The organism is Emticicia sp. 21SJ11W-3, from assembly GCF_024138715.1.
Classification (GTDB): domain Bacteria; phylum Bacteroidota; class Bacteroidia; order Cytophagales; family Spirosomataceae; genus Emticicia; species Emticicia fluvialis.
Genome location: NZ_CP092074.1, coordinates 139,225 through 164,952, shown reverse-complemented (window position 1 = coordinate 164,952; position 25,728 = coordinate 139,225). Strand labels below are relative to the sequence as shown.

Below are 25,728 nucleotides of genomic sequence, written 5' to 3'. Positions count from 1 at the left end.
TTACTTTTGACCCGCAAATGTAATTGTACTTTTCTAAGTATTTTTACTTAATAGCAAAATAGTTGAACCTTTAGTTTTCAAACTGGAATAAAGTATGTCTTGGCTTACAAAAACATTATCAAGCTCTATAGGGAAAAAGGTTCTGATGTCGTTGACCGGTCTTTTTCTTTGTACTTTTCTTGTAGTACACCTTTCGGGCAATTTACAGCTTTTCAAAAAAGACGGCGGTTATAGTTTCAATACTTATGCTGTCTTCATGACCTCGTTTCCTCCTATCAAGGTTATTTCTTATTTAAACTATTTTTTCATCTTATTTCACGCGTTCTGGGGATTGTACCTTGAGTATCAAAACCGTAAGGCTCGCCCTGTAAGATACGCTGTTGTAAGAAATTCTTCGTCTTGGTCCAGCCGCAACATGGCTATTTTAGGAACTGTTCTGCTGGTTTATATTGTTGTTCACATGGGTGACTTCTGGTATAAATACCACAATGAGCCGCTTCCTTATGTACAATATGTTGAAGACGTAAGAACAGGTGAAGTAGCAGCCAGTGAAATGCCTTCTACGTATACACAGGAGGTTAAAAAGGTTGAAATAAGCGATCTGGAAACAGGAACGCACCTGGTAATTGTGAAAGACCTTTATAAAGTAGTTTCAGTGGCTTTCCAGAATCCTTTGCTTGTTCTACTTTATATTGTAGGTATGATTGCTCTGGCTTACCACTTGTATCATGGGTTTCAGAGTGCGTTTCAGACACTGGGCTGGAACCACCCCAAATACACGCCACTGGTAAGATTTATCAGTACCTGGATTTTTGCCATCCTTATTCCTATCGGTTATGCGGCAATGCCAGTTTTCTTTTATGTAAAACACTTAATGGGTAATTGATTCTCAGACTAATTGATATACTGATATGTCCAATAAATTAGATGCCAAAATTCCCGCAACTCCTTTAGCGGAAAAATGGACAAAATATCGTTCTACTGTGTCGCTGGTGAATCCTGCCAATAAACGCAGTATAGAAATAATTGTAGTGGGTACAGGTCTGGCTGGCGCTTCAGCAGCAGCAACGCTAGCCGAGCTTGGTTATAAAGTAAAAGCTTTTTGTTTTCAGGATTCACCCCGCAGAGCACACTCTATTGCGGCTCAGGGTGGTATAAATGCAGCAAAGAATTATCAGAATGACGGTGACTCGGTTTACCGTCTGTTTTATGATACCATAAAAGGTGGTGATTACCGCGCCAGAGAAGCCAACGTGCATCGTCTGGCTGAGGTGTCTGGTAATATCATTGACCAATGTGTGGCGCAGGGTGTTCCGTTTGCCCGTGAGTACGGTGGGTTGCTTTCTAACCGCTCATTTGGTGGTACACAGGTACAGCGTACATTTTACGCTGCCGGCCAGACAGGCCAACAATTGTTGCTGGGAGCTTATTCTGGTTTAGAACGCCAGGTAGGTATTGGTACAGTAACCATGTATAGCCGCCATGAAATGCTTGACGTGGTAATGATAGACGGTAAAGCCCGTGGTATTATTGCCCGGAATCTGGTTACCGGTGAGTTGGAACGCCATTTCGGACACGCCGTATTGTTATGTACAGGTGGATACGGAAACGTTTTCTACCTCTCAACCAACGCTATGGGTAGCAATGTTACGGCAGCCTGGAAAGCCCATAAAAAAGGTGCTTACTTCGGCAACCCTTGCTTTACGCAGATTCACCCTACTTGTATTCCGGTATCTGGCGACCACCAGTCAAAACTGACGCTGATGTCGGAGTCATTGCGTAATGACGGACGTATTTGGGTTCCGAAACAAAAAGACGACAAACGCGCTGCTAACGATATACCTGAAGAAGAAAGAGACTATTACCTTGAGCGCCGTTATCCGGCTTTTGGTAACCTTGTACCGCGCGACATCGCCTCTCGTGCTGCTAAAGAACGTTGCGATGCCGGCTATGGTGTAGGTACCTCTAAAATGGCTGTTTATCTTGACTATGCCTCGGCTATTGAGCGATACGGTAAAATTGAAGCCAATAAAAAAGGGTTGCATCACGCGTCAAAAGAAGAAATTACCTTGATGGGTAAAGCCGTAGTAAAAGAGAAATACGGTAACCTTTTTGATATGTACAAACAGATTACCGGTGAAGACCCATACGAGGTTCCGATGCGTATATATCCGGCTGTTCACTATACTATGGGCGGCCTTTGGGTTGATTATAACCTGATGACCACCGTACCCGGACTATATGCACTGGGCGAAGCAAACTTCTCAGACCACGGTGCTAACCGCCTGGGTGCTTCTGCGCTGATGCAGGGTCTGGCTGATGGTTACTTTGTGATTCCGTACACGATTGGCTCCTATCTTTCTGGTGAAATACGGACGAAAGCTATTCCGACAGACCATCCTGCTTTTGTGGAAGCAGAAAACGCCGTAAAAGAAAGAATAAACAAGTTTTTGAATATTAAAGGTAAGCAATCACCTGAGTCATTCCATAAACGCCTGGGTAAAATCATGTGGGATAAATGTGGTATGGCACGTAACGAGCAAGGCCTGAAAGAAGCGATTGAGGAAATAAGAGCTTTGAAAAAAGAATTCTGGTCTGATTTGCGTGTGATGGGTGATGTAGATGAGTTTAACCCTGAACTGGATAAAGCCGGACGTGTAGCCGACTTTATAGAATTAGGTGAACTGATGTGCCTTGATGCCCTTAACAGAAACGAGTCTTGTGGTGGACACTTCCGCGAGGAATACCAAACCGAAGAAGGTGAGGCGCTTCGTGATGATGAAAACTATATGTATGTAGCCGCATGGGAATATGCTGGAGAAAGCCAATGGACCTTAAACAAAGAACCGCTGGTTTACGAAAACATTAAAATTGCGCAACGTAGTTATAAATAACCCTTTGCCCCGGCAGGGGTGAATTTAAAATATTTACTTTATGTCAGAAGGTAATATGAACCTCACACTGAAAGTGTGGAGACAAAAAAATTCAAAAACTAACGGTAACCTTGAAACCTACCCAGTGAGTGGTATATCAGAAGACATGTCTTTTCTTGAAATGTTTGACGTACTGAACGAACGTCTGGTTTCTGAAGGAAAAGAACCGATTGCCTTTGACCATGACTGCCGCGAAGGTATCTGTGGTATGTGTTCAATGTATATCAATGGCCGCCCTCATGGCCCGCTTGAAGGCGTTACCACTTGCCAGTTACACATGCGTAGCTTTAAAGACGGCGATACCATTGTGGTTGAACCCTGGAGAGCAATGGCTTTTCCGGTTATAAAAGACCTGGTTGTAGACAGAGGTGCGCTTGACCGTATTGTTGCATCTGGCGGATATATTTCTGTTAATACCGGTAACGCGCAGGATGGGAACGCTATTCCGGTTCCGAAAGAAGATGCAGATAAAGCATTTGCTGCTGCAGCTTGTATCGGTTGCGGCGCTTGCGTAGCGGCTTGTAAAAATGCCTCTGCCATGCTTTTTGTATCTGCCAAAGTTTCGCAACTGGCTCTTTTACCTCAAGGACAACCTGAGCGTGAAGAAAGAGCTATTAAAATGGTAGCGCAAATGGATGCAGAAGGTTTTGGAGCATGTACTAATACCGGTGCTTGTGCCATTGAGTGTCCGAAAGAGATTTCGCTTGAAAACATAGCGCGTTTAAACCGCGAATATCTGGGAGCAAGCATTGCTTCAACAGTTGCTTAAAATACATCAAGCCAGCTTAAGGCCTGATTTAATATACAAACGCCTGTCATCCGGAAAATGACAGGCGTTTTTTTATTGCTGTGCCTTCGCAAACTTTTGGGCCATTATGCTGGCGGCAATCAGTTGCAAAGCATGATAAACCATGAGCGGTAAAAGGATGATACCAATAATACTGCTTTGGGTAAACAACACTTTTGACATGACAGTGCCGTGTACTAACGATTTCTTTGAGCCACAGAACATAACTGTAATGGTATCGGCCATATCGAACCCCAGCAATTTAGCAATAAAGCGGGTTATGATAATAACTGAAAAGAACAAGCCAAGCAAACCGGCCATCAACAGGATGAGCTCAATAAACGATAAATCTCTGAACAGATTCAAAGCGAAAGACTTACAAAAAGAGGTATAAATAATGACCAGAATGATAGACTGGTCGAAGTTCTTCAGAGCGGTTTTGTGCTTATCAGCCAGCCAGCCCAGGCGCTTATTTAGCAGCAGACCTATTACCAGTGGCAATAATACCTGCAGGCAAAGTTTGATAACAATGCTTTGGGTGTCAAAACCGCCGGTATCGGCAGCAACAAAAATACCTACCCATAGCGGCGTCATAAACAAGCCTATCAGACTTGATATACTGGCATTAAAAATGGCCGAAGGCACATTACCGTTGGCCATTGAAACCATTACAACAGATGATGAAACCGTAGATGGCAAAGCCGCGAGGTAGAAAATTCCAAGCCAGAGACTTTCTGTATCTGCTCCTTTAAATAAGGGCTTTACCAGTAATGCGATGAGTGGAAACAATACAAAAGTAGTAAGCTGAATTACCAGGTGCATTTTCCAGTTGGCCAGGCCTTTCTTAAGTTTATCTATACTTAGCTTAAGCCCATAAAAGAAGAAAATGCCCGACACTCCATAATTGGCTAGTTCTTCTAAGGAGAAAGGCTCTTGCATAATGCCAAAAGAAGGGAAATAATAGGCCAGGACAACCATCAGAATAATGGCGCCTAAAAACCAGTCGAGACCGATACGAGAGAAAAAATTGCTTATCTTGTTCACAATTACTGACGGTTTTAGAATACTGAATCAAAAAAAGTAAAAGCCCTACAAACCATTACTGGCTTATAGGGCTTTTGCATATCAATTAGCGGCTTATGCGTATGTATTTAACATCACCGGCATTACAAGCATCAAGGTATCTTCGTTATCAACTTTTTCTACAGGTATAATCAAACCGGCACGATTCGGCTGTGACATTTCAAGTGAGATATTCTTAACGCTCAGATTGTTGAGCATTTCTATCAAAAACTTGGCATTGAACCCAATCTCAATGTCGTCGCCGTCATATTCACAAGCCAGCTTTTCAGTTGCCTCATTTGAATAATCCAGGTCTTCTGCCGAAATAACCAGCTCGTTCTGAGATATTTTAAGGCGAATCTGATGCGTAGTTTTATTTGAGTAAATAGAAATACGTTTCAGGGTGCTCAACAATTCGGTGCGCTCAATTTTTAATTTATTAGGGTTGTTCTGAGGGATAACGTTTTCGTAATCAGGGAAACGCTCGTCTATCAGGCGGCAAATCATTTTTATATTGCCAAAACTAAAAAAAGCATTCGAATTACTGAATTCAGCCTTTACAGGTAATACTTCACCCGGCAAAGAAGACTTCAGGAGGTTAAGCGCCTTGCGCGGCAGAATCATTGAAGTACTATTAGGCGATGTAATATCTGTGCGGCGGTATCGTATCAATCGGTGTCCGTCGGTAGCTACAAAGGTAGTGGCCTTGTCAGAAGCCTGAACGAATACGCCTGTCATGGCAGGGCGGAGGTCGTCTGTGCTGGTGGCAAAGATAGTATTGGCAATGGCTGTACCCAGCACGTCTGAGTCCATTTCAATACTGAAATTTCTGTTGACCTGCGGCACACGAGGAAAATCCATCGGGTTTTCACCGGCCAGCTTATAACGGCCATTGGCGGTTACGAGTTCAGTGCCGAAGGTCTCTTCGTCAACATTAATCTGAACAGGCTGCTCAGGAAGGCTTCTCAGGGTATCAAGCAAAAGGCGGGCGGGTACAGCAAAAGATCCGGTATCGCGAGAATCAACCTCAAATTCGGTGATCATAACCGTTTGCATATCTGAAGCCGTTACCATTAAGTTGCCCTTGTCAAGCTGAAACAAAAAGTTTTCAAGAATAGGAACTATCGGGTTACTGGCAATGACACCATTGATGGTAGAAAGGTGTCTGAGCAGAGCAGATGAGGAAACAACAAACTTCATGTGTATATGCGTTTTTCTATTAAGTATCTCATTATCAATCCTTCACACAAAATACCATAAAAAGTAGCTTAGTTTGAGGATAAGTGAGCAAAAGTAGAAAAAAAATCACATATTACCCAAGTATAAGACAACAAAAAGCTTGCCGGCTTATTAACCGGCAAGCAGAGTATTGAGGTTAAATTCAGATGACATTAAAGCCGCTCTGCACCCAGGTTTTGGCAAGAAGAGCCAGTTTAATGGTATCGGGTACGCGAATTCGTTCCTGTTGTATCCGGGCAGCAGAAAGACTACGGATACGGCCAAAGAGTTTCAGATAATAGCAGTAGGCCAGATATACGCCTTTTCTGGCGCCAGATGGTAGTGCCATTATACCAATGTAGGCATCATCAAAATCTTTCTGGATATCCTGCTCTATCTGTGTTTTGGCCGAAACGCCAAATTCGCTGAAATCTACATTCGGGAAATACACCCGCCCTCTTTCCATAAAATCGCTCTGCATATCTCTCAGAAAATTCACTTTCTGGAACGCCGCACCCAGACTGCGGGCATGGTCTTTCAGTTTTTCATACATTGGCTCGTCTCCTTCACAAAACACCCGCAGGCACATCAAGCCCACCACCTCGGCCGAACCATAAATGTATTTGTTATAATTTTTATTGTCGTAGGCCGTGTTAGAAAGGTCCATTTCCATGCTGTCAAGAAATGCGTCTATCAACTCCTGCTCAATTTTAAACTGCTTTACTACTTTTTGAAAAGAGTGCAAAACAGGGTTGAGGCTGATGCCTTCTTCTATGGCTAAGTAGGTTTCGTGGCGGTATCGGTCAAGCAATGTTTTTTTGTCGAAATCATGGAATGTATCAACAATTTCGTCAGCATATCTTACAAACCCGTAAATTCCGTAGATTGGGTCATGAAATTTACGGCTAAGTGTTTGTATACCCAGTGTAAATGAAGTACTGTAGTATTTGGTTATGAGCTTACTACAGGCAAAGGTGGTTTTTTCAAACAAACTAAACATATTTTGGTCTGTTAAAAGGTTGGGTAAAATCTATATTAGGCAATTGAAACTTCTTTTTGAGCTTTTCCAAACTCTTTTAATACCTCATTGGCCACTACCTGACCCGAAATTAAAGATGGAGGAACACCCGGCCCGGGAACTGTCAGCTGACCCGTGTAGTAGAGGTTCCTCACCTTTTTATTTTTTAAACTCGGTTTCAGAAACGCCGTTTGCAGCAGGGTATTGGCCAGCCCATAGGCATTTCCGCGGAACGAGTGATATTCGCTTTTAAAATCGCTCACGGCAAAGCTGCGTTTATATATCACGTGTTCTTTTATGTTATGCCCCACGTAGTTTTCAAGCCGTGCCATTACCATATCGTAATACTTCTCACGCACGGCTTCGTTGTCTTCCAGGTCTGGGGCGATGGGAATGAGAATGAACAGATTCTCTGAACCTTCAGGCGCTACTGAGGTATCAGTCTTTGAGGGCGCTGAAACATAGAACAACGGCTTTGAAGGCCATTGCGGACTAGTATATATTTCTTTGGCATGCTGGTTAAAGTCTTCATCAAAAAATAAATTATGATGTATCAGCTTATCAATCTTTCTATCTACACCCAGATAAAAGAGCAACGAAGAAGGAGCCATTGTACGGCTTTGCCAATAGCTATCGCTGTAGTTCCGGTAGGGTTTATCCAGCAGGTTTGTTTCTATATGGTGGTAGTCGGCACCACCAATTACTACATCTGCATCATACCGGCCGGTTTTGGTTATTACCTTTTGAGCCATACCATTCTGAACTACAATCTGCGTTACCTCTTCGTTGAGGCGGATATCCACACCTTTTTCTTCTGCCAGTTGCACCATGGCTTTTACAATTTCGTGCATACCACCCATCGGATACCAGGTACCCAACGCTATTTCTGCATAGTTCATTAAACTATACAAAGCAGGCGTGTTTTGAGGCGTGGCTCCCAGAAAAAGAATCGGAAACTCCATTAACTGCAGGAGCTTTTTGCTGCTGAAAAACTTTCGGATATGCTTGCCAAACGAGGCAAATAAATCAAGACTCAGGGCTTTGGTTAACAGCCGAAAATCAAAAAATTCGGTAATCGACAAGCTGGGTTTCCAGACAAACTCTCCTACGCCAACTTCATATTTGTATTTCGACTCTTCCAAAAATGCTTCCAGCTTTTTACTGCTCCCGGGTTCTATGGTGTCAAAAAGTGTTTTCAGTTCGTTCAGATTGGCCGGTAGGTCAATGTCGTCTTCCGGTCCAAAAATCACTTTATATGACGGGTTAAGCCTTACCAGATTATAGTAATCAGAAACCTTTTTGCCATAGGTAGCAAAATATTGTTCAAATACGTCGGGCATCCAATACCAGCTGGGGCCCATGTCGAACATAAAGCCTTTCTCTTCAAAAATACGGGCACGCCCGCCTGCCATTGAGTTTTTTTCAAGTATTACCACTTCGTAACCTTCGTCAGCCAATTTGGTTGCTGCTGACAACCCCGCAAATCCTGCCCCTATTACTACAGCTTTTTTCATTCAGAAATACCGGTTATTGCATTGTTAAATGTATAAACTTAGTTTGTTTAATTTTGTTTTCAAAAAGTTAAACAATTTATTTTCTTATGTAAGATACCCATTGCCGACAAACAGAAATTATCATTTTTTAAGTGTCGGGTATTCGTCTATACCCAGGGTGGTTAGCTTCGGGTTGAGTGTTTTGGGAATAATAACTACCTGAAAGAATTTGGTTTTCATAGCGTCAAAGTCACACACAAATTTGTTTTTTGATTTCAATGCTCTATAAACGGCCGTGTAATTGACCTTCTTTTGCTCCCAGCCATTTATAGCCAGATTGGTCTGCACACATTCAATAGCCCTTTTAAGATTAGAGAAATAGACTGTAAATGGTTCCCGCTTTCTGACATCATTCAATGTACCAATGTACTGAATTGTAACTTCGTAAATAACTGATTGCCTCATAGAACATTCAACTTAGTAATGTGCCTGCCCGGTAAAAGAAGGCTTTACTTACTAAAACTACACATAAAAAAAGAGTTTTTGGCAAATTATATGGTAATTATTCTCTACCACAATAAAATCAATTTTTGCACGTTATTATGTTGTATTTCATTTAGTTATAAGAGAAAAAGCCTGAACATATCATTTGTCGGGCTTTTTCTTTTGGTGGATGAGCTTATTTCTACGTTCTCCTGCTGACTTAAAACTCCGGGGCATCAACCGCACCGGCGCGACTTATCCACATACCAACACACTTATCCACAGTATTTTTTTAGTAACTGCCTTTCATAATCTTTCGATTTTCGCCTGATTTTTCATAATAAATTGAGAACTTTGCCAGCTCATTTAAAATAGGCTGTAAAAAGGCCGCATTATCTTAAAAAAACCAATTTCAAATGACGCTTTTTAATGTGTATCCCCTTTATGACATTGAGCCGGTAAAGGCTCAGGGTTCTTATCTATGGGATAAGAACGGACAGGAGTATTTAGATTTATATGGTGGCCATGCCGTTATTTCAATAGGCCACACGCACCCTGTTTATGTCCGAAGGCTTACACAACAATTAAAAAACATTGGTTTTTATTCAAATTCTGTCAAAATTCCGTCGCAGGAAGAACTGGCAGATAAACTGGGTAAAATTTCAGGATTGAAAGATTATTACCTGTTTCTGGTAAACTCTGGCGCTGAAGCTAACGAGAATGCATTGAAGCTGGCTTCTTTTTATAATGGTCGTAAAAAAGTGATTGCCTTTACCAAAGGGTTTCATGGCCGTACGTCTGCCGCTGTAGCCGTAACCGACAACCCTTCTATTAAGGCACCCCTTAACTTTGCAGACCACGTGCAGATATTGCCGTTTAACGATGTGGAAGCGGTTAAGAAAGCCATTGATAACGAAACCTGTGCGGTAATTGTTGAGGGTATTCAGGGTGTTGGGGGTATACAGGTTGCCAGTGATGCGTTTCTAAAAGCCATACGCAAGGCCTGTGATAAAACAGGAGCCATTTTTATACATGACAGCGTGCAGTGCGGATATGGGCGCTCGGGTAAATTTTTCAGCTTTGAGTATAGTGGCGTAAAACCAGACATTATTTCTACAGCCAAAGGCATGGGTAACGGTTTCCCGATCGGGGCTATTCTTATATCGCCCAGATTTGAGGCCAAGCATGGCATGCTGGGTACAACCTTTGGAGGTAATCATCTGGCCTGTACAGCTGCCAATGCAGTAATTGACGTTATAAAGAAAGAAAAACTGGTGCAAAATGCCGCAGCCGTGGGCGATTATTTCTTTGAAAACCTGAAGCAGTTTAAAGGAATAAAAGAACTACGCGGCAAAGGATTAATGATAGGTATCGAGTTTGAACAACCGGTTGACCCTATCAGGAATTCTCTGCTTTTTGACCATAAAATATTTACGGGCGTAGCCGGGAAACACACCATGCGTTTGCTCCCCAGCCTTGCCCTTACAACCAAAGAGGCCGACATCTTTTTAGAAGCCCTGCATAAAGTTTTAGCTAAGGCTTAACAGCCTCAATGGCCAGCAGATACAATTTCATGGCCTGCGCTTTGTCAGCAATCCAGGTGTTATAATCCTGGATTGCTTTCAGCCGAACCTCTTCTGAAATAAACCCATCCTTCACAACCTGATTCCCACGTGTTTCTGCTACCACTGACCAGATTTGTGCATCACCTTTAAAACTCTCCTCTCCAACCCTGCTCATTTCATGTTGTTCAACGATTGTGACTGAGTCCAGACCCAGGTCTTTGTAAATAGCGGGTAAATTATCAGCAATGGCGTTGTCATAACCGGCATCTGCCCGCCAGTTGAGAAATGCCTCATAAAAATCAAGCATTGACTGCGGTGGCTGTGGTGTCCATTCAATTCGCGTATGGTTATAATCAAGTATAGAAATTCGCCCGCCGGGCTTCAATAGATTTACCATATTTGAAACTACCTCAGCCGGGTTACTCACCCATTGCAAGGTTCGGGCCGCTATTACCAAATCAAATTTGTGGTCAGGGTTGTACGTGTTTATATCTGACACTTCAAACGACAGATTGTTCAGATGGGCATAGTTTTTTGTGGCCATATTAATGAGATGTTCGCTGAAATCGATTCCAACTACTTTACCGTTTGGCCCAACCTGCCTGGCTACACCGGCAGTAATACTGCCCGAGCCACAGCCCACATCAAGCACTGAGAGCCCTTCTTGCAGCAGCGGAATCAGTGACGAATAGCTGTTTTCAACTGTGCGGCGGTCGAGCACCTTGTTTGCTCCCTGCGGCATTTCTGCCCTTGTTTGAGACGTCTGACTCATTACTTATTTGATAAATGGTTAATAATGCTTATTAAAAAATGGGGCCCCAACACAAAAAACAATACATTTGTTTGTTCACATAAGCCTCTGAAAACATGGACATTGTACTATTAATTGTTGCCATTGTCTGCCTGCTGATTGGCCTTGCGGGGGCCGTTTTACCATTGCCCGGCCCACCGCTCAGCTTTGCAGGCATTGTTGCTTTGCATTTTACCAGATTTGCCCAATTCAGCGAAAACCTGCTCTGGACCCTGGGCTTGCTTACGCTTGTAGTAACGGTACTCGACTGCTACGTGCCCGTTTGGGGCACCAAAAAATTCGGTGGCTCAAGGTATGGGTCCTGGGGTAGTATGCTTGGCATGCTCATTGGTTTATTCTTTGGCCCCTTTGGCATCTTTATCGGTGCATTTGTTGGCGCATTGGTTGGCGAACTCCTTGCGGGTTCAACTTCTGAACAAGCCACCAAAGCTGCTATCGGGTCTTTTATAGGTTTCCTGGTGGGGATAGTTATGAAAGTGGCCCTTTGCCTGGTTATGATATGGTATGCCGGCAAAGAACTATGGTTTTATTTTAGTTAGGCCTGCTCAGGTATTTCGTTTCAGCTCCCACCTTAGCAGTTTATTCTCTGCCCTTACCGATTGAAACCCCGCTTTTTGCAAAACTCTTTGCGAATCAAACAAGTCGACAGGCGTATGTGCTACAATTGTATGCAGCTTGGGATGCATAAAAGCCCAATGGCTGATACACACCAGGGCTTCGGTAGCATAGCCTTTCCCTCTGTATTGTTGGCCTATTCCATAGCCCACCTCAGACTCCCGATTTTCATTAGGTAATCCGGTAAGACCAATGCCTCCAATTCCCACATTTTCTTCTTTCAGCACCATAAGCCAGTTGGTAAACCACTGGTAATGCTGTGGGTTTTTCTCAACTGAGGGTATCCAGAAGTTTTGCAGGGCATCGTCAAACTCGTTCAGGAATAACGGCTCCATATCAATGCTTACTGAAGCAAGGCCCAGTTCTACCGCCAGTGCGTCTGATTGCTGATATATACTTAAATGATGTAAATTTAAAGGGATGAGCTTTAAACGCTCAGATTGGATATAAAACATGATTGATAGTCTTTATTTGGATAAAACAAAAGATTAGAACAAGTGAGAACTTGTCTTAAATTGTGCCGGTATATTGGTATTAAGCAATATCAGGCAGCAGACTATCGAGGAGTGAAGTATTAAATTTCAGAGGCAATAAATTACGCCTTAAAGGTATGTAAAAAAATTTAAAAAATAACCTAAACCTTAGTTGTAGCATATTTTACACAGTTCAATACAGAAAATTGTCGCCCCATAAACATTTAAAGCGCACTAAACCCACACTTAAACCGCTTCCTATCAGCCTTTTGCTTTGCCACCACATAAATCTGGCACATTTCTTTAACAGACATTGAAGATTCATAAAATTTTAAATGTCATGAACCACACTAAATCCGTTTTTCAGAGAGGCCTTGCAGTATCGCTCTGTGGAGCCATACTATTGAGTTCTACTATCTCATGTAATTCATTCAAGAAATTAACAAACGAACAAAAGGGCGCTATTATAGGCATAGGTACAGGTGCTGCCGCCGGTGCGGCTATTGGCAGCAAGAGTAAAAACCCGGCTGTTTATGCCATTATTGGTTCGGCGGTTGGCGGTGCCGCCGGGGTATTCATTGGCCGTTATATGGACAAACAGGCTGCTAAAATGAAAAAAGACCTGGAAGGTGTGGCAGAAGTTGAGCGTGTAGGCGAGGGTATTAAACTTACCATGAAGTCGGGTATATTGTTCGGCTTTGACTCGTACACATTAACACAGGTGTCAAAAGATAACCTCATAAAACTTTCGGAAACACTGAAGGAGTACGGCGATACCAATATTCTGGTTGGCGGCCATACTGACAACGTGGGCGCTGAAGACTACAACATGAAGCTATCAGAAAAACGCGCCAATGCAGTTGCCGGTTTTTTAAGTAACAATGGTGTGAAACGCACCAGGATGTCGGTAATTGGATATGGGGAATCTACTCCCTTGGTTGATAATACCACAGAAAGCGGCCGTGACAAAAACCGCAGGGTAGAACTGGCCATTGTAGCTGACGAAAGCCTTAAAAAAGATGCCAGAAATGGCACTGGCGACATAGCCAAACAATAATAAGCGATTAATTAAAAAGCAGGATTCAAATAAAAGTTTGAATCCTGCTTTTTGTTTTGCTGCTTTAAAAACCAGTTGGCATAAGTTTTTGTTTAATTTAGTAAACTATAAAACTTTGTTTTCATGCCTCCACAACGTTTACCATTTAACTTGAAACTACCGCTTGCACTACTTTCAATTACCATCATTGTGTATTGGTTAAGTGTGCTGGAAGCCGTATTGGTTCCATTTATTATATCCATCATTCTGTCTATACTACTCTTCCCGGTCTGTGACTGGCTCGAAAAGCGGAAAGTAAACCGTGTGCTTGCCATTACAATTACGCTGGTTTTATTTGTTGTGCTTATAGCGGCCATCGTGTATCTGGCCTCTACACAGGTACGCGGTTTCTCAAAGATGATTCCACAGTTGATATCAAAAGTTGAACTGGCATATAAGAATCTGCTAAGCTGGACATCGAAAAAATTTGATTTGTCGATGGAAACCCAGGTTGACCAACTTAACAATTATACCGACCAGATTATTAATCAGGGTGGTGCAGTGGTGGGTACCGCGCTTTCTACTACATCAAACATGATCGGCAACATGTCTATCATGCCGGTGTATATGTTTTTTCTATTGCTTTACCGCGATTTCTTCAAAGAGTTTTTCTTTAAGGTGTTTAAGTCTACCAACAAAGACCGGGTAAACGAGATACTGGTTAAAATTTATGATGTCATTCATAGTTATTTATCTGGTGTTATTATTGTAACCATTATTGTTGGCACGCTCAATACCATCAGCTTGCTTCTGCTGGGTATTGAAGGCGCCATCTTCTTTGGTTTCCTGGCGGCAATCTTGCTAATTATTCCTTATATCGGTATTCTCATTGGCTCACTTCTTCCTATTGTTGTTGCACTGGTAACAAAAGACTCACCCATGTATGCAGTGGGTGTTGCGGCCTCTTTTTTTGCCGTGCAAATGCTTGAAGGCAACTTTATAACCCCCAATATTGTAGGTTCTAAAATCAGCATTAACCCACTGGCGGCTATTCTGGGCTTGCTGATGGGCGCCAGCCTTTGGGGTATTGCCGGCATGGCCCTGTGCCTACCCATTATTGCCATTATAAAAGTTGTTTTTGACTCGGTTCCTGATTTACAACCTTATGGCTTTTTAATGGGCGAACCCGCCAGCAGCGCTACCAGGATGGAAGAGAAGCGCAACAGAGCCAATAAAATTGAAAAAGAAATTGTTGAGACCATCAGTGAAACCACAGATGGCGTAAAAGCGCTATTCAAGAAAAAAGGTAACAACCAGAAAAAAAACAAATAAAAATTGTCTTAACCCACTTACCGGCTTGCTCATATTGTAGAGGGTTTTCCCCAGATGCAAGTGCTCGTTTTTCATAAAGTGCTTATAATAAGCCTCATACAAAATTGGCATATTAATTTTGACTGGTATAGTAACCATTTAACAATTAATAAATTTAAGCACGGTATGAAAAAAATTATTGCATTGGCATTTGTTTCTTTAATAAGTGCATCAGCATTTGCGCAAACTAAGGGTTTCACGGCGGGTTTAAGGCTGGGAACCAATCTATCGCAAGTGAGAGGAAACGACTTATCGATTACATCTGGCAATACTGTTTTTAATTTCAGAAACAACGAAAACAGAGCCTTTGGTTTTACAGGTGGTGTATTTTTAAGATTTGGTAAAACGTTCTTTTTACAACCGGAGATTCTGATTTCTCAGAAAGGCGGCAAGTATGAAATGTTCAACAACAATAACAACAGCACCACAACTGTCGATTTCAGAATGACCAACCTTGATTTCCCTTTACTTGTCGGTTTTAAACTGGGTAATGTGCTAAGAATCAATGCAGGCCCTATTGCCTCTTTTAACATCGGCAACGATGGCAACCTTGGCGAAGCAATTAAAGAAGCAAGCGGAGAAAGTACCGATGAGGTATTCAAGAAAGCGGTATTGGGGTATCAGGCAGGTGTAGGTTTTGATATCGGAAAAATTAACTTTGATGTTCGCTACGAAGGTAATGTAAACGACATTATTGATGTAAAATATAAAGATGCTGCCACGGCCAGCAAATTTGCCGCCAAAGGCAATTTGTTTCAGGCTACTGTGGGTTTCCATTTTTAACATCCACAGCATAACAGATTCTATTAGTAAAACACATATCTAAATTATATACTGAACAATGAAAACAAAAGTTATGCTGGCTTGTGCCCTTTTTGCTATCGGCACCATAGGCTTTACCTCTTGCTCAAGAGATGAAAAAAGAGAAGTAGCAGATACCGCCCAGGACACCCAGGACAAAGTAGAAGCCGAAGCTGATGAAACAGCTGATGACATTAAAGACGGTGTTAATCAGACTTCTGAAGACATTAAACGTGAGAAAGATGAAATGGCTGCTAAAATTGAAAAGCAGCGATTAGAACTAAAAAAAGAGATTGATGAAGCTGAGGCAAAAGTTAAATCGGCCTCAGAAAAAGAAAAAGACAGATGGAAAGAAAGAAGAGAAAAACTAAAAGAGGAGCTTAACGACCTTGATAATTCTCTTAAGGAAATCAGAAGCGATATGAAGCAAGACTGGAAAGAGTTTAAGAAAAAACTGAACCAGAAAATAGATGATATTCAGAAAGATATTGACTAATAATAGGTGGTTTAGATTAGTAGCAATGGTTAGAAAAGCAGCGGATTTTATCTGCTGCTTTTTTTGTTTGTGGCTTTGTGCCGTTGTAAATCTTACGCAGCCCTGCAATAGTTTTATACAGCGTACATTAAAGATTATGGCTACGTAATACCCCTATTCTATATGTTGTTAACCGGGTGCTTTTAAAACAGCCCCTACCCTATGAACAAAACTGCCGGTAATGGTACCCACCCGAATGGCAATTAAATGCGGATTAATTAGAAAAAAGCCAGTATAAAAAGCCCCCGGGGGACAAAAAAAACGGGAAATGCACATTCAAATGCATTTCCCGTTCTGAGTTAAAAAAATAGCTGGCTAGGCTCTTCGTATCAGCCCCACAATACCAAGTACTACCAAGGCGCCTATAACAGCTGTAAGAATATGTGCTATTGCACCCGTACCCAATGAGATACCAAGCGCTGCAAATAACCAGCCACCTACCAGTGCGCCTATAATACCTATAATGATGTTGCCAATAAGGCCAAAACCAAAACCTCTTTTGATTTCGCCGGCCAGCCAACCTGCTATGGCTCCAATAATAATTGCATACAATAATCCTTGTCCTTCCATGTTTTTTGTGTTAAAGGGTTTAAAATAAACTGTTTATAAAACAATTCGATTTACTGCTTTTCTGACACTGATATACTGAAAGGTCATAAAAGTTGTGGGATTCAGTAAATCAAAATTTGTGTTTGCTTGTTATAAAGAACTATCAATAGAAGCATAAGACAGGGGTTTTTCAATAAAATTATGAGCCCCCACTTCTAACGCTTTTTCTTTAAGTTTACCAATGGCAGTTATCATAACTATTTTGGTATCAGGCAGTAACTTCTTAAATTCCGACAATTTTTCAATCCCCAGTCCATCAGGCAGGTTATTATCCAGAAAAATCCATTTGGGTTGGGGTGTCAGGCTACTGGCTTTTTCAAACCCATCCTGCAAAGTATGCGCATGAAAAGACTGTATTCCTTTCTTTTTCAAATACATCTTTATCAATAAGCAGGTATCTATTTCGTCATCTACTATCAGGGCAGACAAACCATTTTCTTCTTCGCTTTTCATCTTTGCATAATTAACTTCTTTCTTGACTATTATAGAATAAAAAACTGTGCCAGCCCTATTTTTATTCATTCGGCAGGGGGGTAGTATTATACCCTCATAATGAGCAAAAAGTTCTACAAAATGGGTTGCGCCCTCATTTTATTGCACAAGATATGCTCTTTTAGCATAATGGAATAGGATTTTTACCTGTATATGCATCTTAATAAAAAACTTTTAAACATTAACTATTATGAAAAGTACTTCAAAAATCCTTTTGGGAGTTATCACGGCTGCAGCAGCCGGTGCAGTTATAGGAATGATGTTTGCCCCAGACAAAGGTGAGGAAATCCGCTCTAAAGTCAGAAAAACTGCTAACGAATTAGCCGACGAATTACTGAATGCGATTCGTCGTGGTAAAAACCAATACGAAGACACAAAAGACGAGCTACGCAATAAAGCATACGACCTGAAAGGTAAAGCGCAGCAAAAATTTGATGATTTGGCCTCTGACGCCGAAGATCAATATAACTCTACAAAAAAGAAGCTTCAAATGGGCTAAGCTCTTAAAAATAGCGTAAGTCGAGTCGGTGAGCCAGGTATTATGCTGGCTCACTATTTCAATTAAACAATCTGATGACATGGAAATATACAATGACATTAAAGAAAAAACAGAGGATGTCTTTGATGATTTATCCAATCATCTGGAAGCCCGATGGAATCTGGGAGTTCTGAATACTGTTGAAAAAGTTGCCGATGGCATATCAACTGCCGCCTCTGCAATTGTACTGGGTGTTACAGCAACTTTTGCACTTTTTTTTATAAGCCTGGGAGTAGCCTGGTTAATTGGCCAGAGCTTAAACAACCTGGCATTTGGATTATTTATTGTAGCCGGTGTTTATGTAATTGCCGGAATTGTAATTTATCTGCAACGCGACAACCTGATTAAAATTCCAGTCATTAACTCTTTCATTCAGAAATTCTACTATGAAGACTAACATCAGAAATTTGAATGACCTGCGAGCCGAAAGAGCACGGCTCAAAAATGAGATTCAGCTTTCTCAATCAAAAATAAGAAGCAATTTTAATGCTATTAAAGAAGACCTAAGCCCTGCCCGCCATGCAGTGCGTTTTATGGGAGACTTTCTGACCAACCGGAATAATGGTTTGTTGAATGTAGGCGTAGGCCTGGGTGTAGACACCATTGTGCGCCATGGCATTCTAAGGAGCTCGCCCTGGCCCATTAAACTTCTGGTACCTTTCTTTTTGAAGAACTATGCAAGCAACATGATACTCAAAAATAAAGATGCTATTATGGACAAAGGCCTGAACTGGGTAAAAAATGCAACTGACACCAAACCTGAGTTGGCAGAGCTTAACGGCGGCGCTTATATAGGAAACTACAAACCATCATTAATTGAAAAAGCATTAATGTGGGTAAAAGATAAAACCGCCGACAAACCTGCAACCCCGCCAACGGCCACGCAAAGCAGGTTACCTGTTAATGCTTTGTAGGTATTGATGCTATGTTAAACCAGAACTTGTTTAGTTCGCCAATCATTTTCATGAGGCCTTCAAATGTTGAAGGCTTTGTTATAAAACAGTTAGCACCCAGAAAATAGCAATTTTTGATGTCTTCGGGTGAGTTTGAGGTAGTTAATATCAAAATAGGAATACTTCTGAATTTAGGATTCTCCTTAATCTCTTTTAGCGCCTCTCTTCCATCTTTTTTGGGCATATTCAAATCCAGAAGAATGATGCTTGGCAACTTCTTGGCTTTATGTAAAAAATCTACTAACTCCTGCCCGTTATCAACAAAAGATAATGGTGCCTCTATTCCGCTTTCTTCAAATGCAGATTTCAGTAAAAATTTGTCATCTTCATCGTCGTCCGCAATGAGGATTGATAATATGCTCATTCCTATATCCGAATTATTATTTATTTTGTTGGGAAATATAAAATAAAAGTGGCGCCTTCATCCGGTTGGCTTTCGGCAAAAATAAAGCCGTTATGATTACTCATAATACGTCTGCAAATAGCCAGACCAACGCCTGTACCTTCGTAATGATTACGCCCGTGTAAGCGTTGAAAAATAACAAAAATCTTTTCGGCATACTCTGCCTCAAAGCCAATCCCGTTATCTTTAACAACTATTTTGTGGTAATCAAATTCTTTTCTCAGGTCCTCAATTCCTGGTATTTCAGCTCCTTTGGCAATGGTGTAGTCTATCTCAATAACAGGTAATCTGTTTTCACTGGTAAATTTTAGCGCATTACTGATAAGGTTGAGAAACAACTGATTAATCTGGAAAGAAACACCCCAAATATACGGCAATTTTTTGGTAATTATGTCTGCTTTTTTTTCTTCAATTTTTACAGATAAATCGTTAAGAACCTTATCAAGAGTTTCCTGCAGATTAACATTCTGAAAATTGGCCTCCTTGCGGTTAACCAGCCTTGAGAAATCAAGTAAATCGTTTATCAGGTTCTGCATGCGTTCGGCGGCAGTAGTAATTTTCTCAAGGGTTTCTTTACCATCTTCATTCAGGGCCTCGGCATGCTTTCTCACAAGCCTGTCGCTAAACGACCTTATCTTTCGGAGTGGCTCCTGCAAATCATGAGACGACACATAGGCAAACTGCTCCAGATCGGCGTTAGAGCGGTTCAGCTCGTCAATCTTGTTTTCAAGCTTATGCTGAAACTTAAGCCTGCGCCGCAATTCTACAAAAATCAGAAAAAAACAAACAATCAAAAGTGAGAATGAAAATACAGAAAGCATTATCAGTATGGAGGAGGTTTGTTGGTCGTTAACGCTCTTCAGGTCTCTTCTTTTGTCCAGCAAATTCCTTTCTGTTTCCTGAAACCTGTTAATCACAGCTCTTATATCATCCATTTCTTTTTTGCCCAGCAAAAATGTTGATTTATCAATGGGCTGGCCTTTCTCAACCTGAGCAATATTAAGTTTCAGCAGACGTATACGCTCAGAAATTAAACCAGAGAGCGAGTCAATTCTTTTTGATTGCAATTCATTTTTGCTTACAAAAAATTTCAGAGACCGGTAAATGCCGCTTATCTGGTTTTCGGCTTTATAATAAGGTTCCAGAAAAATGCGCTCATGGGTAAGAATATAACCTCTTTGCCCGGTTTCGTAGTCTTTCAGAACTGATATCAGTTCTTCACTTTTGCGAAGCACCTCATGGGTGTCTTCTACGGCAATGGCATAGTTGGTTGACTCTTTGATTTTTTTATATGAAAGCCAGCTGAGCGTAGCCAGCAATATAACACAGACAATAAAAGATGAAAGAATTAACCGTAGACTTTTTTTCATAACAAAGGGTTGGTATCAATATAGGGCGTTTAAATTAAAATGTGGAATATTATACCCACATTGTGGAATATTTTTCTTTTGCCGTAAAACAAAAAAACACTACAAGAATTTTCTTTAAAAAAGCCTAATCTTTTAAATTGCTGATAATCAAAATTTTACAATAACTTTTTTCGTTTTTTTTTCTTGCTGATACTTGTGGGCTATAAATTGATATATATACGCTTATAAAAAACCTTATGCCATGCTAAATCTCAGCCAGACCCAGAAACAAACTTTAAGAATTTCTCCGTCGCAGATACAACTATTAAACTTTTTGCAACTCTCAACCATAGAGCTGGAAGAACACATTAAAACAGAACTGGAAGAAAACCCCATGCTTGAAGAAGCCACAGTGGGCGAAGATACAGACGCAGATGATTTTGACCGTGACGATAAGGACGCACTTTCTGCTAGTTCGGCCGATTATCTCGACTGGGACGAATACGACGATGATACCCCCAACTATAAAACGCAGCTGAATAACTACAGCAGCGATGACGACTTCTACTCGGCGCCTATAATACAGCAAACATCGTGGAGAGACGACCTGAAAGAACAATTGCACGTACTTGCCCTGAACGAACGCCAGCAATTATTAGGCGATTTTATAATTGATTCTCTTGATGAACACGGCTTTCTGAAATATGATGCTGAAGCACTGGCCGATGACGTATCGTTTACCAATAATATATTTGTAGACGTACCCGATGTAGAAGAAGTAATAGCTATTATACGTAATCTTGAGCCTATCGGAATTGGCACATCAAACCTGCAGGAGTGTCTGTTGATACAACTTGACAAAAAAAGAGAAGAAGGGCAGGACGTTGACCTGGCGTATGATGTTGTGCAGAACAACCTGGACGACCTGGCCGTGCGTAATTATGAGAAAATTATGCGTTCGAGAGAAATATGTAGCGAAAAACTCAAAAATGCTATAAATCTTATCACCTCTCTGCACGCAAAGCCTATTTCAGAAGAAAACACAAGTTCAATTCTTATAAAAGATAACATTATACCAGATTATCTGGTTTTTTATGAAGACAACAAGATTGAGGTGTCGCTGAACAGCAATCAGATACCGCCGTTACGGGTCAATAATTCTTTTAATGATTTAATACAAGGCACGCCCGATAAGGCAGCCGCAAACTATATCCACACAAAGGTTTCTGCAGCTAACTGGTTAATTGATGCTATACAGCAAAGAGAAACCACCATGCTAAAAACAATGAAAACCCTGATAAAAATTCAGGAAGAGTTTTTTAAAACCGGACATGTGCAGAAATTAAAACCCATGACCCTGAAAGATGTGGCAGAAATAATAAAAATGGACATCTCGACGGTATCAAGGGTAACCAGCGGAAAATATGCACAGACACCCTTTGGAACCATACATCTGAAAGACCTGTTTTCGGGAGGTATCTTTACAGATTCCGGAATTGAGGTATCGAATCGCGAGATTCAACAGACACTGGCGGGTTTGATTTCTGAAGAAGACAAAAGCGCACCGCTGAATGATTTTCAGCTGGCCGATATGCTGGCTCAGAAAGGGTATCCGATTGCACGGCGCACAGTAGCAAAGTACCGAGACCATCTGGGTATTCAATCGGCCCAACTCAGACGTGTCTTATAATTTCCAGTTTTCAAAATCTTTAAAATTCAACCATTATACTATATGCAACGTATCCTTGTTATTGATGATGATACCGATATTTGTCTTTTACTACGCCGCTTTTTAAGCAAAAACGGGTATGATGTGGCTATTGCCCAAAACGGACAAACAGGCCTCAGTTTGCTGGAAGAGTTTACACCAGACCTGGTAATGACTGATTTTCGGCTGGGCGACTTAGATGGCGGACAGATTCTCCGTAAAATAAAAGAGCGTTTCCCTGAGGTGCCGGTACTGATTATTACAGGCTATTCAGACATCAAAATTGCTATAGATGTAATGAAACTAGGCGCTTTTGATTACATCACCAAGCCTCTTTTCCCTGACGAAATCCTTTTGACAATTAAAAAAGCCTTAGGACAGGAAAAATCCTCTGGCCAGATGCAGTCTGCTATTGAAAAAGACGCAAGTACGGGCGTTAATAAATCGGCACATAAAACCTCCAGAAGCAAATCTGATAACAGCTACATTTTCGGAAACGGGCCTGAATCAAAAAACCTTTACAGACAAATAGACCTGGTAGCGCCAACCAATTATAGTGTTATAATATATGGCGAAAGCGGCTCAGGGAAAGAATCAGTAGCACAGGAAATACATAAAAGAAGTAAAAGAGCTAATGGCCCTTTTGTTGCCATGGACTGCGGAGCGATATCAAAAGAGCTGGCAGCAAGCGAAATGTTCGGCCATGAGAAAGGCTCATTTACCGGCGCTTTGAATCAGAAAATAGGGCATTTTGAAATGGCCAACGGTGGTACGCTTTTTCTTGACGAAGTAGCCAACCTGCCATACGATGTGCAGGTTGCTTTGTTACGGGTTGTACAGGAACGTAAATTGCGCCGCATTGGGGGTAACAAAGAGATTTCGGTAGATGTAAGAATATTGGTGGCGTCGAACGAACGATTAATGGAAGCCTGCCGTAAGGGGAAATTCAGAGAAGACCTATACCACCGGTTTAATGAATTCAGCCTTGATGTTCCGCCTTTGAGAGACCGCAAGGCTGATATCATGGAGTTTGCCCGGTTTTTTCTGGACAACACAAATGACGAACTCGGCAAAGATGTAAAAGGCTTTGAAGAAGACGTAAAAACCGCTTTTTTGAGTTATCCGTGGTATGGAAATCTGCGCGAGATGCGCAATGTAGTAAAAAGAGCCACACTGTTGTCAGACGGCGACTACATTGAATCTAAATCTTTGCCTTTTGAGATTATCAACTATTCAAGGCTTTTGTTCTCAGACCCTATTCAAACGGTGGTGGCAGAAGAGATAGCCCCCAAACAGGAAGACCCCGTTAAGCCGAATCTGAAGTCGGCTGCCCTGGACGCTGAATATGAAATGATACTGCAGGTACTTAAACAAGTAAACTACAACAAAAGTAAGGCAGCCCAGGTATTGAGCATTGACCGCAAAACACTCTATAATAAAATGAAGAGCTATAATTTATAAATTTTTCTTAACCCGAGTACAGTTTTTAAATAACCATTATAAAACCTTAACTCTCTAAATACCACAATAATGATTCAATTTCAAAAAGACAAAAGCAGTATTATGATTTTGATGGCTGATGATGACCCGGACGACAGAGCGATGACAAAAGAGGCTCTGGAAGAGAATTTTTTATTAAATGAGTTAAGATTTGTAGAGGATGGTGCCGAATTGATGGATTACCTGCGACGCAACGGTAAATATAGCAACCCGGACAGCTCGCCAAGACCCGGAGTGATTTTGCTAGACCTTAATATGCCTAAAAAAGATGGCAGAGAGTGTTTAAGAGAAATAAAATCAGACGATGACCTGAAGAGCATCCCTGTTATTGTACTTACCACCTCAAAGGCTGAAGAAGATATTCTGAGAACCTACGACCTGGGCGTAAACAGTTTTGTAACCAAGCCCGTAACATTTGTTGAATTGGTAGAAGTAATGAAAAACCTGGGCAACTACTGGTTTGATATAGTTCAATTACCCAAACTTAACGCATGAAAGAACTCGACACAATCAGGGTTTTAATCGTTGATGATGATGAGGATGATTTCTTCCTGACAAGCGACTACATCAATGACATACAAGGCAAAAAGTTTACTATAGATTGGGCAAAAAATTTTGACAATGCCGTTGAAAAAATCATAACTGCAGCGTATGACATTTGTTTTTTCGACTTCCTGTTAGGTGCCAAAACTGGTTTGGACCTCTTAAAGAGAGCCATACAGGAAGGGTGTCAGAGTCCGATAATCTTACTCACCGGTAAAGGCGACCAGAGAATTGATATGGAAGCCATGAAGCTGGGTGCGGTGGATTATCTGATAAAAAACGAACTGGACCCCGAAAAACTGGAACGATGCATCAGATACTCTCTTGAACGTGCCGATACCTTAAAAACACTACGCGAAAGCGAGCAGCAGTATCGAACCATTTTTAATCATGTAAGGCAGGGTATAATTGTTACCCAGCCGGAAAGCGGCCGGTTTATTTATTATAATCCGGCCACGCTTGAAATGCTTGGCTATGCCGCCGACGAGCTGAGCCAGATGAGCACCGCCACCATTTTTGAAAAGCCGGAAGTTTGGGAGCAGTTTAATGAAAAACTGGAAGAAAACGGCAACCTTGACAAATTTGAGGCCATTTTCTTAACCAAAAAAGGAGAAAAGAAAATATGCCTGATTGATGCCCAAAAACAAAAAAACAGCGAAGGCAAAGAATCTTTTCTGAGCATTATACATGATGTAACTGCACAACGAAAAGCCGAACGTGAAGCCATGATGCACGAAAAAATGGCTGCTACCGGGCGTTTGGTGCGTACCCTGGCACATGAAGTACGTAATCCGTTAACAAACATCCACCTTTCTGTTGAGCAACTTGAAAGCGAATTTGATGATGAAGATGCAAAGCTTTTTCTGGGGATTATCAGACGCAACAGCCAACGCATCAGCGACCTCATAACAGAACTGCTCAATAACTCCAAGCCATCTGAACTGGCGTTTTCTAAAATATCTGTTCATGAAATTCTGGACGAGACACTAGAGCAGGCCATAGATCGCATCAATCTGAAAAACATTACGCTTGAAAAACAATATGGGGGCGATGTGCTGCTGAATCTGGATAGAAACAAGATAAAAATTGCATTTCTTAACATAATAATCAATGCCGTAGAAGCCATGGAAGAAGGCAATGGCGTTTTGATTATTAAAAGTACTATAGATAATGACCTCTGCTATATCTCTATCAAAGACAATGGCACAGGTATAAGCCCCGAAAACATGAGCCGTTTATTTGAGCCCTACTTTACGGCAAAAAATAATGGCATAGGTCTGGGTCTTGCGGCCACCTTAAATATTATCCAGTCTCATAAAGCAACAGTAGAGGTAAACTCTGAACTTGGCAAAGGAACCGAATTTATCATTACGTTTTTACTAAAATAAAATAGCCATCGGCTCACCAATGGCTATTTTGTTATTTTACTTTC

27 protein-coding genes are annotated in these 25,728 nt (G+C 41.4%); 16 read left to right on the top strand and 11 right to left on the bottom strand.

What is annotated here, in order from left to right; all coding sequences use genetic code 11:
* Positions 1 to 94 precede the first annotated feature (94 nt).
* From MB380_RS00720 to MB380_RS00710, 3 genes are read left to right on the top strand one after another with little or no spacing between them, the layout of a single operon-like run.
* A complete protein-coding gene (locus tag MB380_RS00720) occupies positions 95 to 886 on the top strand; it encodes a succinate dehydrogenase cytochrome b subunit (RefSeq protein WP_253532121.1) in 792 nt (263 codons plus the stop codon).
* Between the two features lie 25 nt (positions 887 to 911).
* A complete protein-coding gene (locus tag MB380_RS00715) occupies positions 912 to 2,894 on the top strand; it encodes a fumarate reductase/succinate dehydrogenase flavoprotein subunit (protein WP_253532119.1) in 1,983 nt (660 codons plus the stop codon).
* A gap of 55 nt (positions 2,895 to 2,949) precedes the next feature.
* On the top strand, positions 2,950 to 3,702 hold the full coding sequence (locus MB380_RS00710; RefSeq protein ID WP_253535490.1) for a succinate dehydrogenase/fumarate reductase iron-sulfur subunit: 753 nt from the start codon (positions 2,950 to 2,952) through the stop codon (positions 3,700 to 3,702).
* Positions 3,703 to 3,774: 72 nt separating this feature from the next.
* On the opposite strand, the gene MB380_RS00705 is transcribed toward MB380_RS00710, so the two are convergent.
* The 5 genes from MB380_RS00705 to MB380_RS00685 form a co-directional block, all read right to left on the bottom strand.
* Positions 3,775 to 4,764, bottom strand: a complete 990-nt coding sequence (locus tag MB380_RS00705) for a bile acid:sodium symporter family protein (RefSeq protein WP_253532117.1) — start codon at positions 4,762 to 4,764, stop codon at positions 3,775 to 3,777.
* Positions 4,765 to 4,857: 93 nt separating this feature from the next.
* On the bottom strand, positions 4,858 to 5,982 hold the full coding sequence (gene dnaN, locus MB380_RS00700; protein WP_253532115.1) for a DNA polymerase III subunit beta: 1,125 nt from the start codon (positions 5,980 to 5,982) through the stop codon (positions 4,858 to 4,860).
* 181 nt (positions 5,983 to 6,163) lie between these two features.
* Positions 6,164 to 7,000 (bottom strand): phytoene/squalene synthase family protein, encoded by an 837-nt coding sequence (locus tag MB380_RS00695; RefSeq protein WP_253532113.1) that lies wholly within the window; start codon positions 6,998 to 7,000, stop codon positions 6,164 to 6,166.
* A gap of 35 nt (positions 7,001 to 7,035) precedes the next feature.
* Positions 7,036 to 8,532 carry an NAD(P)/FAD-dependent oxidoreductase gene (locus MB380_RS00690; protein ID WP_253532111.1) on the bottom strand — a complete coding sequence of 499 codons (1,497 nt, stop codon included), beginning with the start codon at positions 8,530 to 8,532 and terminating at the stop codon, positions 7,036 to 7,038.
* Positions 8,533 to 8,652: 120 nt separating this feature from the next.
* Positions 8,653 to 8,976: a hypothetical protein gene (locus MB380_RS00685; protein ID WP_101728555.1), complete on the bottom strand. Its 324-nt coding sequence runs from the start codon at positions 8,974 to 8,976 to the stop codon at positions 8,653 to 8,655.
* 434 nt (positions 8,977 to 9,410) lie between these two features.
* Here MB380_RS00685 and MB380_RS00680 point away from each other — a divergent pair, with 434 nt between their 5' ends.
* Positions 9,411 to 10,538 carry an aspartate aminotransferase family protein gene (locus MB380_RS00680; protein WP_253532109.1) on the top strand — a complete coding sequence of 376 codons (1,128 nt, stop codon included), beginning with the start codon at positions 9,411 to 9,413 and terminating at the stop codon, positions 10,536 to 10,538.
* On the opposite strand, the gene MB380_RS00675 is transcribed toward MB380_RS00680, so the two are convergent.
* On the bottom strand, positions 10,528 to 11,331 hold the full coding sequence (locus MB380_RS00675; RefSeq protein WP_253532107.1) for a trans-aconitate 2-methyltransferase: 804 nt from the start codon (positions 11,329 to 11,331) through the stop codon (positions 10,528 to 10,530). The genes MB380_RS00680 and MB380_RS00675 overlap by 11 nt on opposite strands.
* 95 nt (positions 11,332 to 11,426) lie before the next feature.
* Between MB380_RS00675 and MB380_RS00670 the strand changes: the two genes are divergently transcribed.
* Entirely contained in the window at positions 11,427 to 11,909 is a 483-nt protein-coding gene (locus tag MB380_RS00670) for a DUF456 domain-containing protein (RefSeq protein WP_253532105.1), read from the top strand.
* 6 nt (positions 11,910 to 11,915) lie between these two features.
* Here MB380_RS00670 and MB380_RS00665 read toward each other — a convergent pair whose 3' ends face one another.
* Complete coding sequence (locus MB380_RS00665) at positions 11,916 to 12,440, bottom strand: GNAT family N-acetyltransferase (RefSeq protein ID WP_253532104.1); 525 nt, start codon at positions 12,438 to 12,440, stop codon at positions 11,916 to 11,918.
* Between the two features lie 358 nt (positions 12,441 to 12,798).
* On the opposite strand from MB380_RS00665, the gene MB380_RS00660 reads away from it, so the two are divergent.
* The 4 genes from MB380_RS00660 to MB380_RS00645 all read left to right on the top strand — a co-directional run bounded on the left by MB380_RS00660 (position 12,799) and on the right by MB380_RS00645 (position 16,162).
* Complete coding sequence (locus MB380_RS00660; protein ID WP_253532072.1) at positions 12,799 to 13,515, top strand: OmpA family protein; 717 nt, start codon at positions 12,799 to 12,801, stop codon at positions 13,513 to 13,515.
* A 123-nt stretch (positions 13,516 to 13,638) separates the two neighbouring features.
* Positions 13,639 to 14,826: an AI-2E family transporter gene (locus MB380_RS00655; RefSeq protein WP_101728561.1), complete on the top strand. Its 1,188-nt coding sequence runs from the start codon at positions 13,639 to 13,641 to the stop codon at positions 14,824 to 14,826.
* A gap of 165 nt (positions 14,827 to 14,991) precedes the next feature.
* A complete protein-coding gene (locus MB380_RS00650; RefSeq protein WP_158237991.1) occupies positions 14,992 to 15,648 on the top strand; it encodes a porin family protein in 657 nt (218 codons plus the stop codon).
* 58 nt (positions 15,649 to 15,706) lie between these two features.
* Positions 15,707 to 16,162 (top strand): hypothetical protein, encoded by a 456-nt coding sequence (locus MB380_RS00645; RefSeq protein WP_253532057.1) that lies wholly within the window; start codon positions 15,707 to 15,709, stop codon positions 16,160 to 16,162.
* A 354-nt stretch (positions 16,163 to 16,516) separates the two neighbouring features.
* Here the strand turns inward: MB380_RS00645 and MB380_RS00640 are convergent, their stop codons facing one another.
* The gene (locus MB380_RS00640) at positions 16,517 to 16,771 is read right to left on the bottom strand and encodes a GlsB/YeaQ/YmgE family stress response membrane protein (protein ID WP_253532055.1); all 255 of its coding nucleotides are present in this window, start codon (positions 16,769 to 16,771) and stop codon (positions 16,517 to 16,519) included.
* 129 nt (positions 16,772 to 16,900) lie between these two features.
* Positions 16,901 to 17,263: a response regulator gene (locus MB380_RS00635; protein ID WP_253532053.1), complete on the bottom strand. Its 363-nt coding sequence runs from the start codon at positions 17,261 to 17,263 to the stop codon at positions 16,901 to 16,903.
* 229 nt (positions 17,264 to 17,492) lie between these two features.
* On the opposite strand from MB380_RS00635, the gene MB380_RS00630 reads away from it, so the two are divergent.
* The 3 genes from MB380_RS00630 (at position 17,493) to MB380_RS00620 (ending at position 18,754) form a co-directional block, all read left to right on the top strand.
* Positions 17,493 to 17,801 (top strand): YtxH domain-containing protein, encoded by a 309-nt coding sequence (locus MB380_RS00630; protein WP_253532051.1) that lies wholly within the window; start codon positions 17,493 to 17,495, stop codon positions 17,799 to 17,801.
* A 79-nt stretch (positions 17,802 to 17,880) separates the two neighbouring features.
* Entirely contained in the window at positions 17,881 to 18,237 is a 357-nt protein-coding gene (locus MB380_RS00625) for a phage holin family protein (RefSeq protein WP_253532049.1), read from the top strand.
* Positions 18,227 to 18,754, top strand: coding sequence for a hypothetical protein (locus MB380_RS00620; protein WP_253532047.1), 528 nt, complete (start codon positions 18,227 to 18,229; stop codon positions 18,752 to 18,754). The genes MB380_RS00625 and MB380_RS00620 overlap by 11 nt, the downstream gene beginning before the upstream one ends.
* Here the strand turns inward: MB380_RS00620 and MB380_RS00615 are convergent.
* Both MB380_RS00615 and MB380_RS00610 read right to left on the bottom strand, forming a co-directional pair.
* A complete protein-coding gene (locus MB380_RS00615; RefSeq protein ID WP_101728568.1) occupies positions 18,741 to 19,157 on the bottom strand; it encodes a response regulator in 417 nt (138 codons plus the stop codon). The two genes, MB380_RS00620 and MB380_RS00615, sit on opposite strands and share 14 nt — an antisense overlap.
* Before the next feature lie 20 nt (positions 19,158 to 19,177).
* Positions 19,178 to 20,566 carry a CHASE3 domain-containing protein gene (locus tag MB380_RS00610; RefSeq protein WP_253532045.1) on the bottom strand — a complete coding sequence of 463 codons (1,389 nt, stop codon included), beginning with the start codon at positions 20,564 to 20,566 and terminating at the stop codon, positions 19,178 to 19,180.
* A gap of 241 nt (positions 20,567 to 20,807) precedes the next feature.
* Here MB380_RS00610 and rpoN point away from each other — a divergent pair, with 241 nt between their 5' ends.
* The 4 genes from rpoN to MB380_RS00590 all read left to right on the top strand — a co-directional run bounded on the left by rpoN (position 20,808) and on the right by MB380_RS00590 (position 25,684).
* Entirely contained in the window at positions 20,808 to 22,235 is a 1,428-nt protein-coding gene (gene rpoN, locus MB380_RS00605) for an RNA polymerase factor sigma-54 (protein ID WP_253532043.1), read from the top strand.
* Positions 22,236 to 22,277: 42 nt separating this feature from the next.
* The gene (locus MB380_RS00600; RefSeq protein ID WP_253532042.1) at positions 22,278 to 23,714 is read left to right on the top strand and encodes a sigma-54 dependent transcriptional regulator; all 1,437 of its coding nucleotides are present in this window, start codon (positions 22,278 to 22,280) and stop codon (positions 23,712 to 23,714) included.
* 69 nt (positions 23,715 to 23,783) lie between these two features.
* Positions 23,784 to 24,248 (top strand): response regulator, encoded by a 465-nt coding sequence (locus MB380_RS00595; RefSeq protein WP_101728572.1) that lies wholly within the window; start codon positions 23,784 to 23,786, stop codon positions 24,246 to 24,248.
* Positions 24,245 to 25,684 (top strand): hybrid sensor histidine kinase/response regulator, encoded by a 1,440-nt coding sequence (locus tag MB380_RS00590; RefSeq protein WP_253532041.1) that lies wholly within the window; start codon positions 24,245 to 24,247, stop codon positions 25,682 to 25,684. Before MB380_RS00595 ends, MB380_RS00590 begins: the two co-directional genes overlap by 4 nt.
* Positions 25,685 to 25,728: the final 44 nt, after the last annotated feature.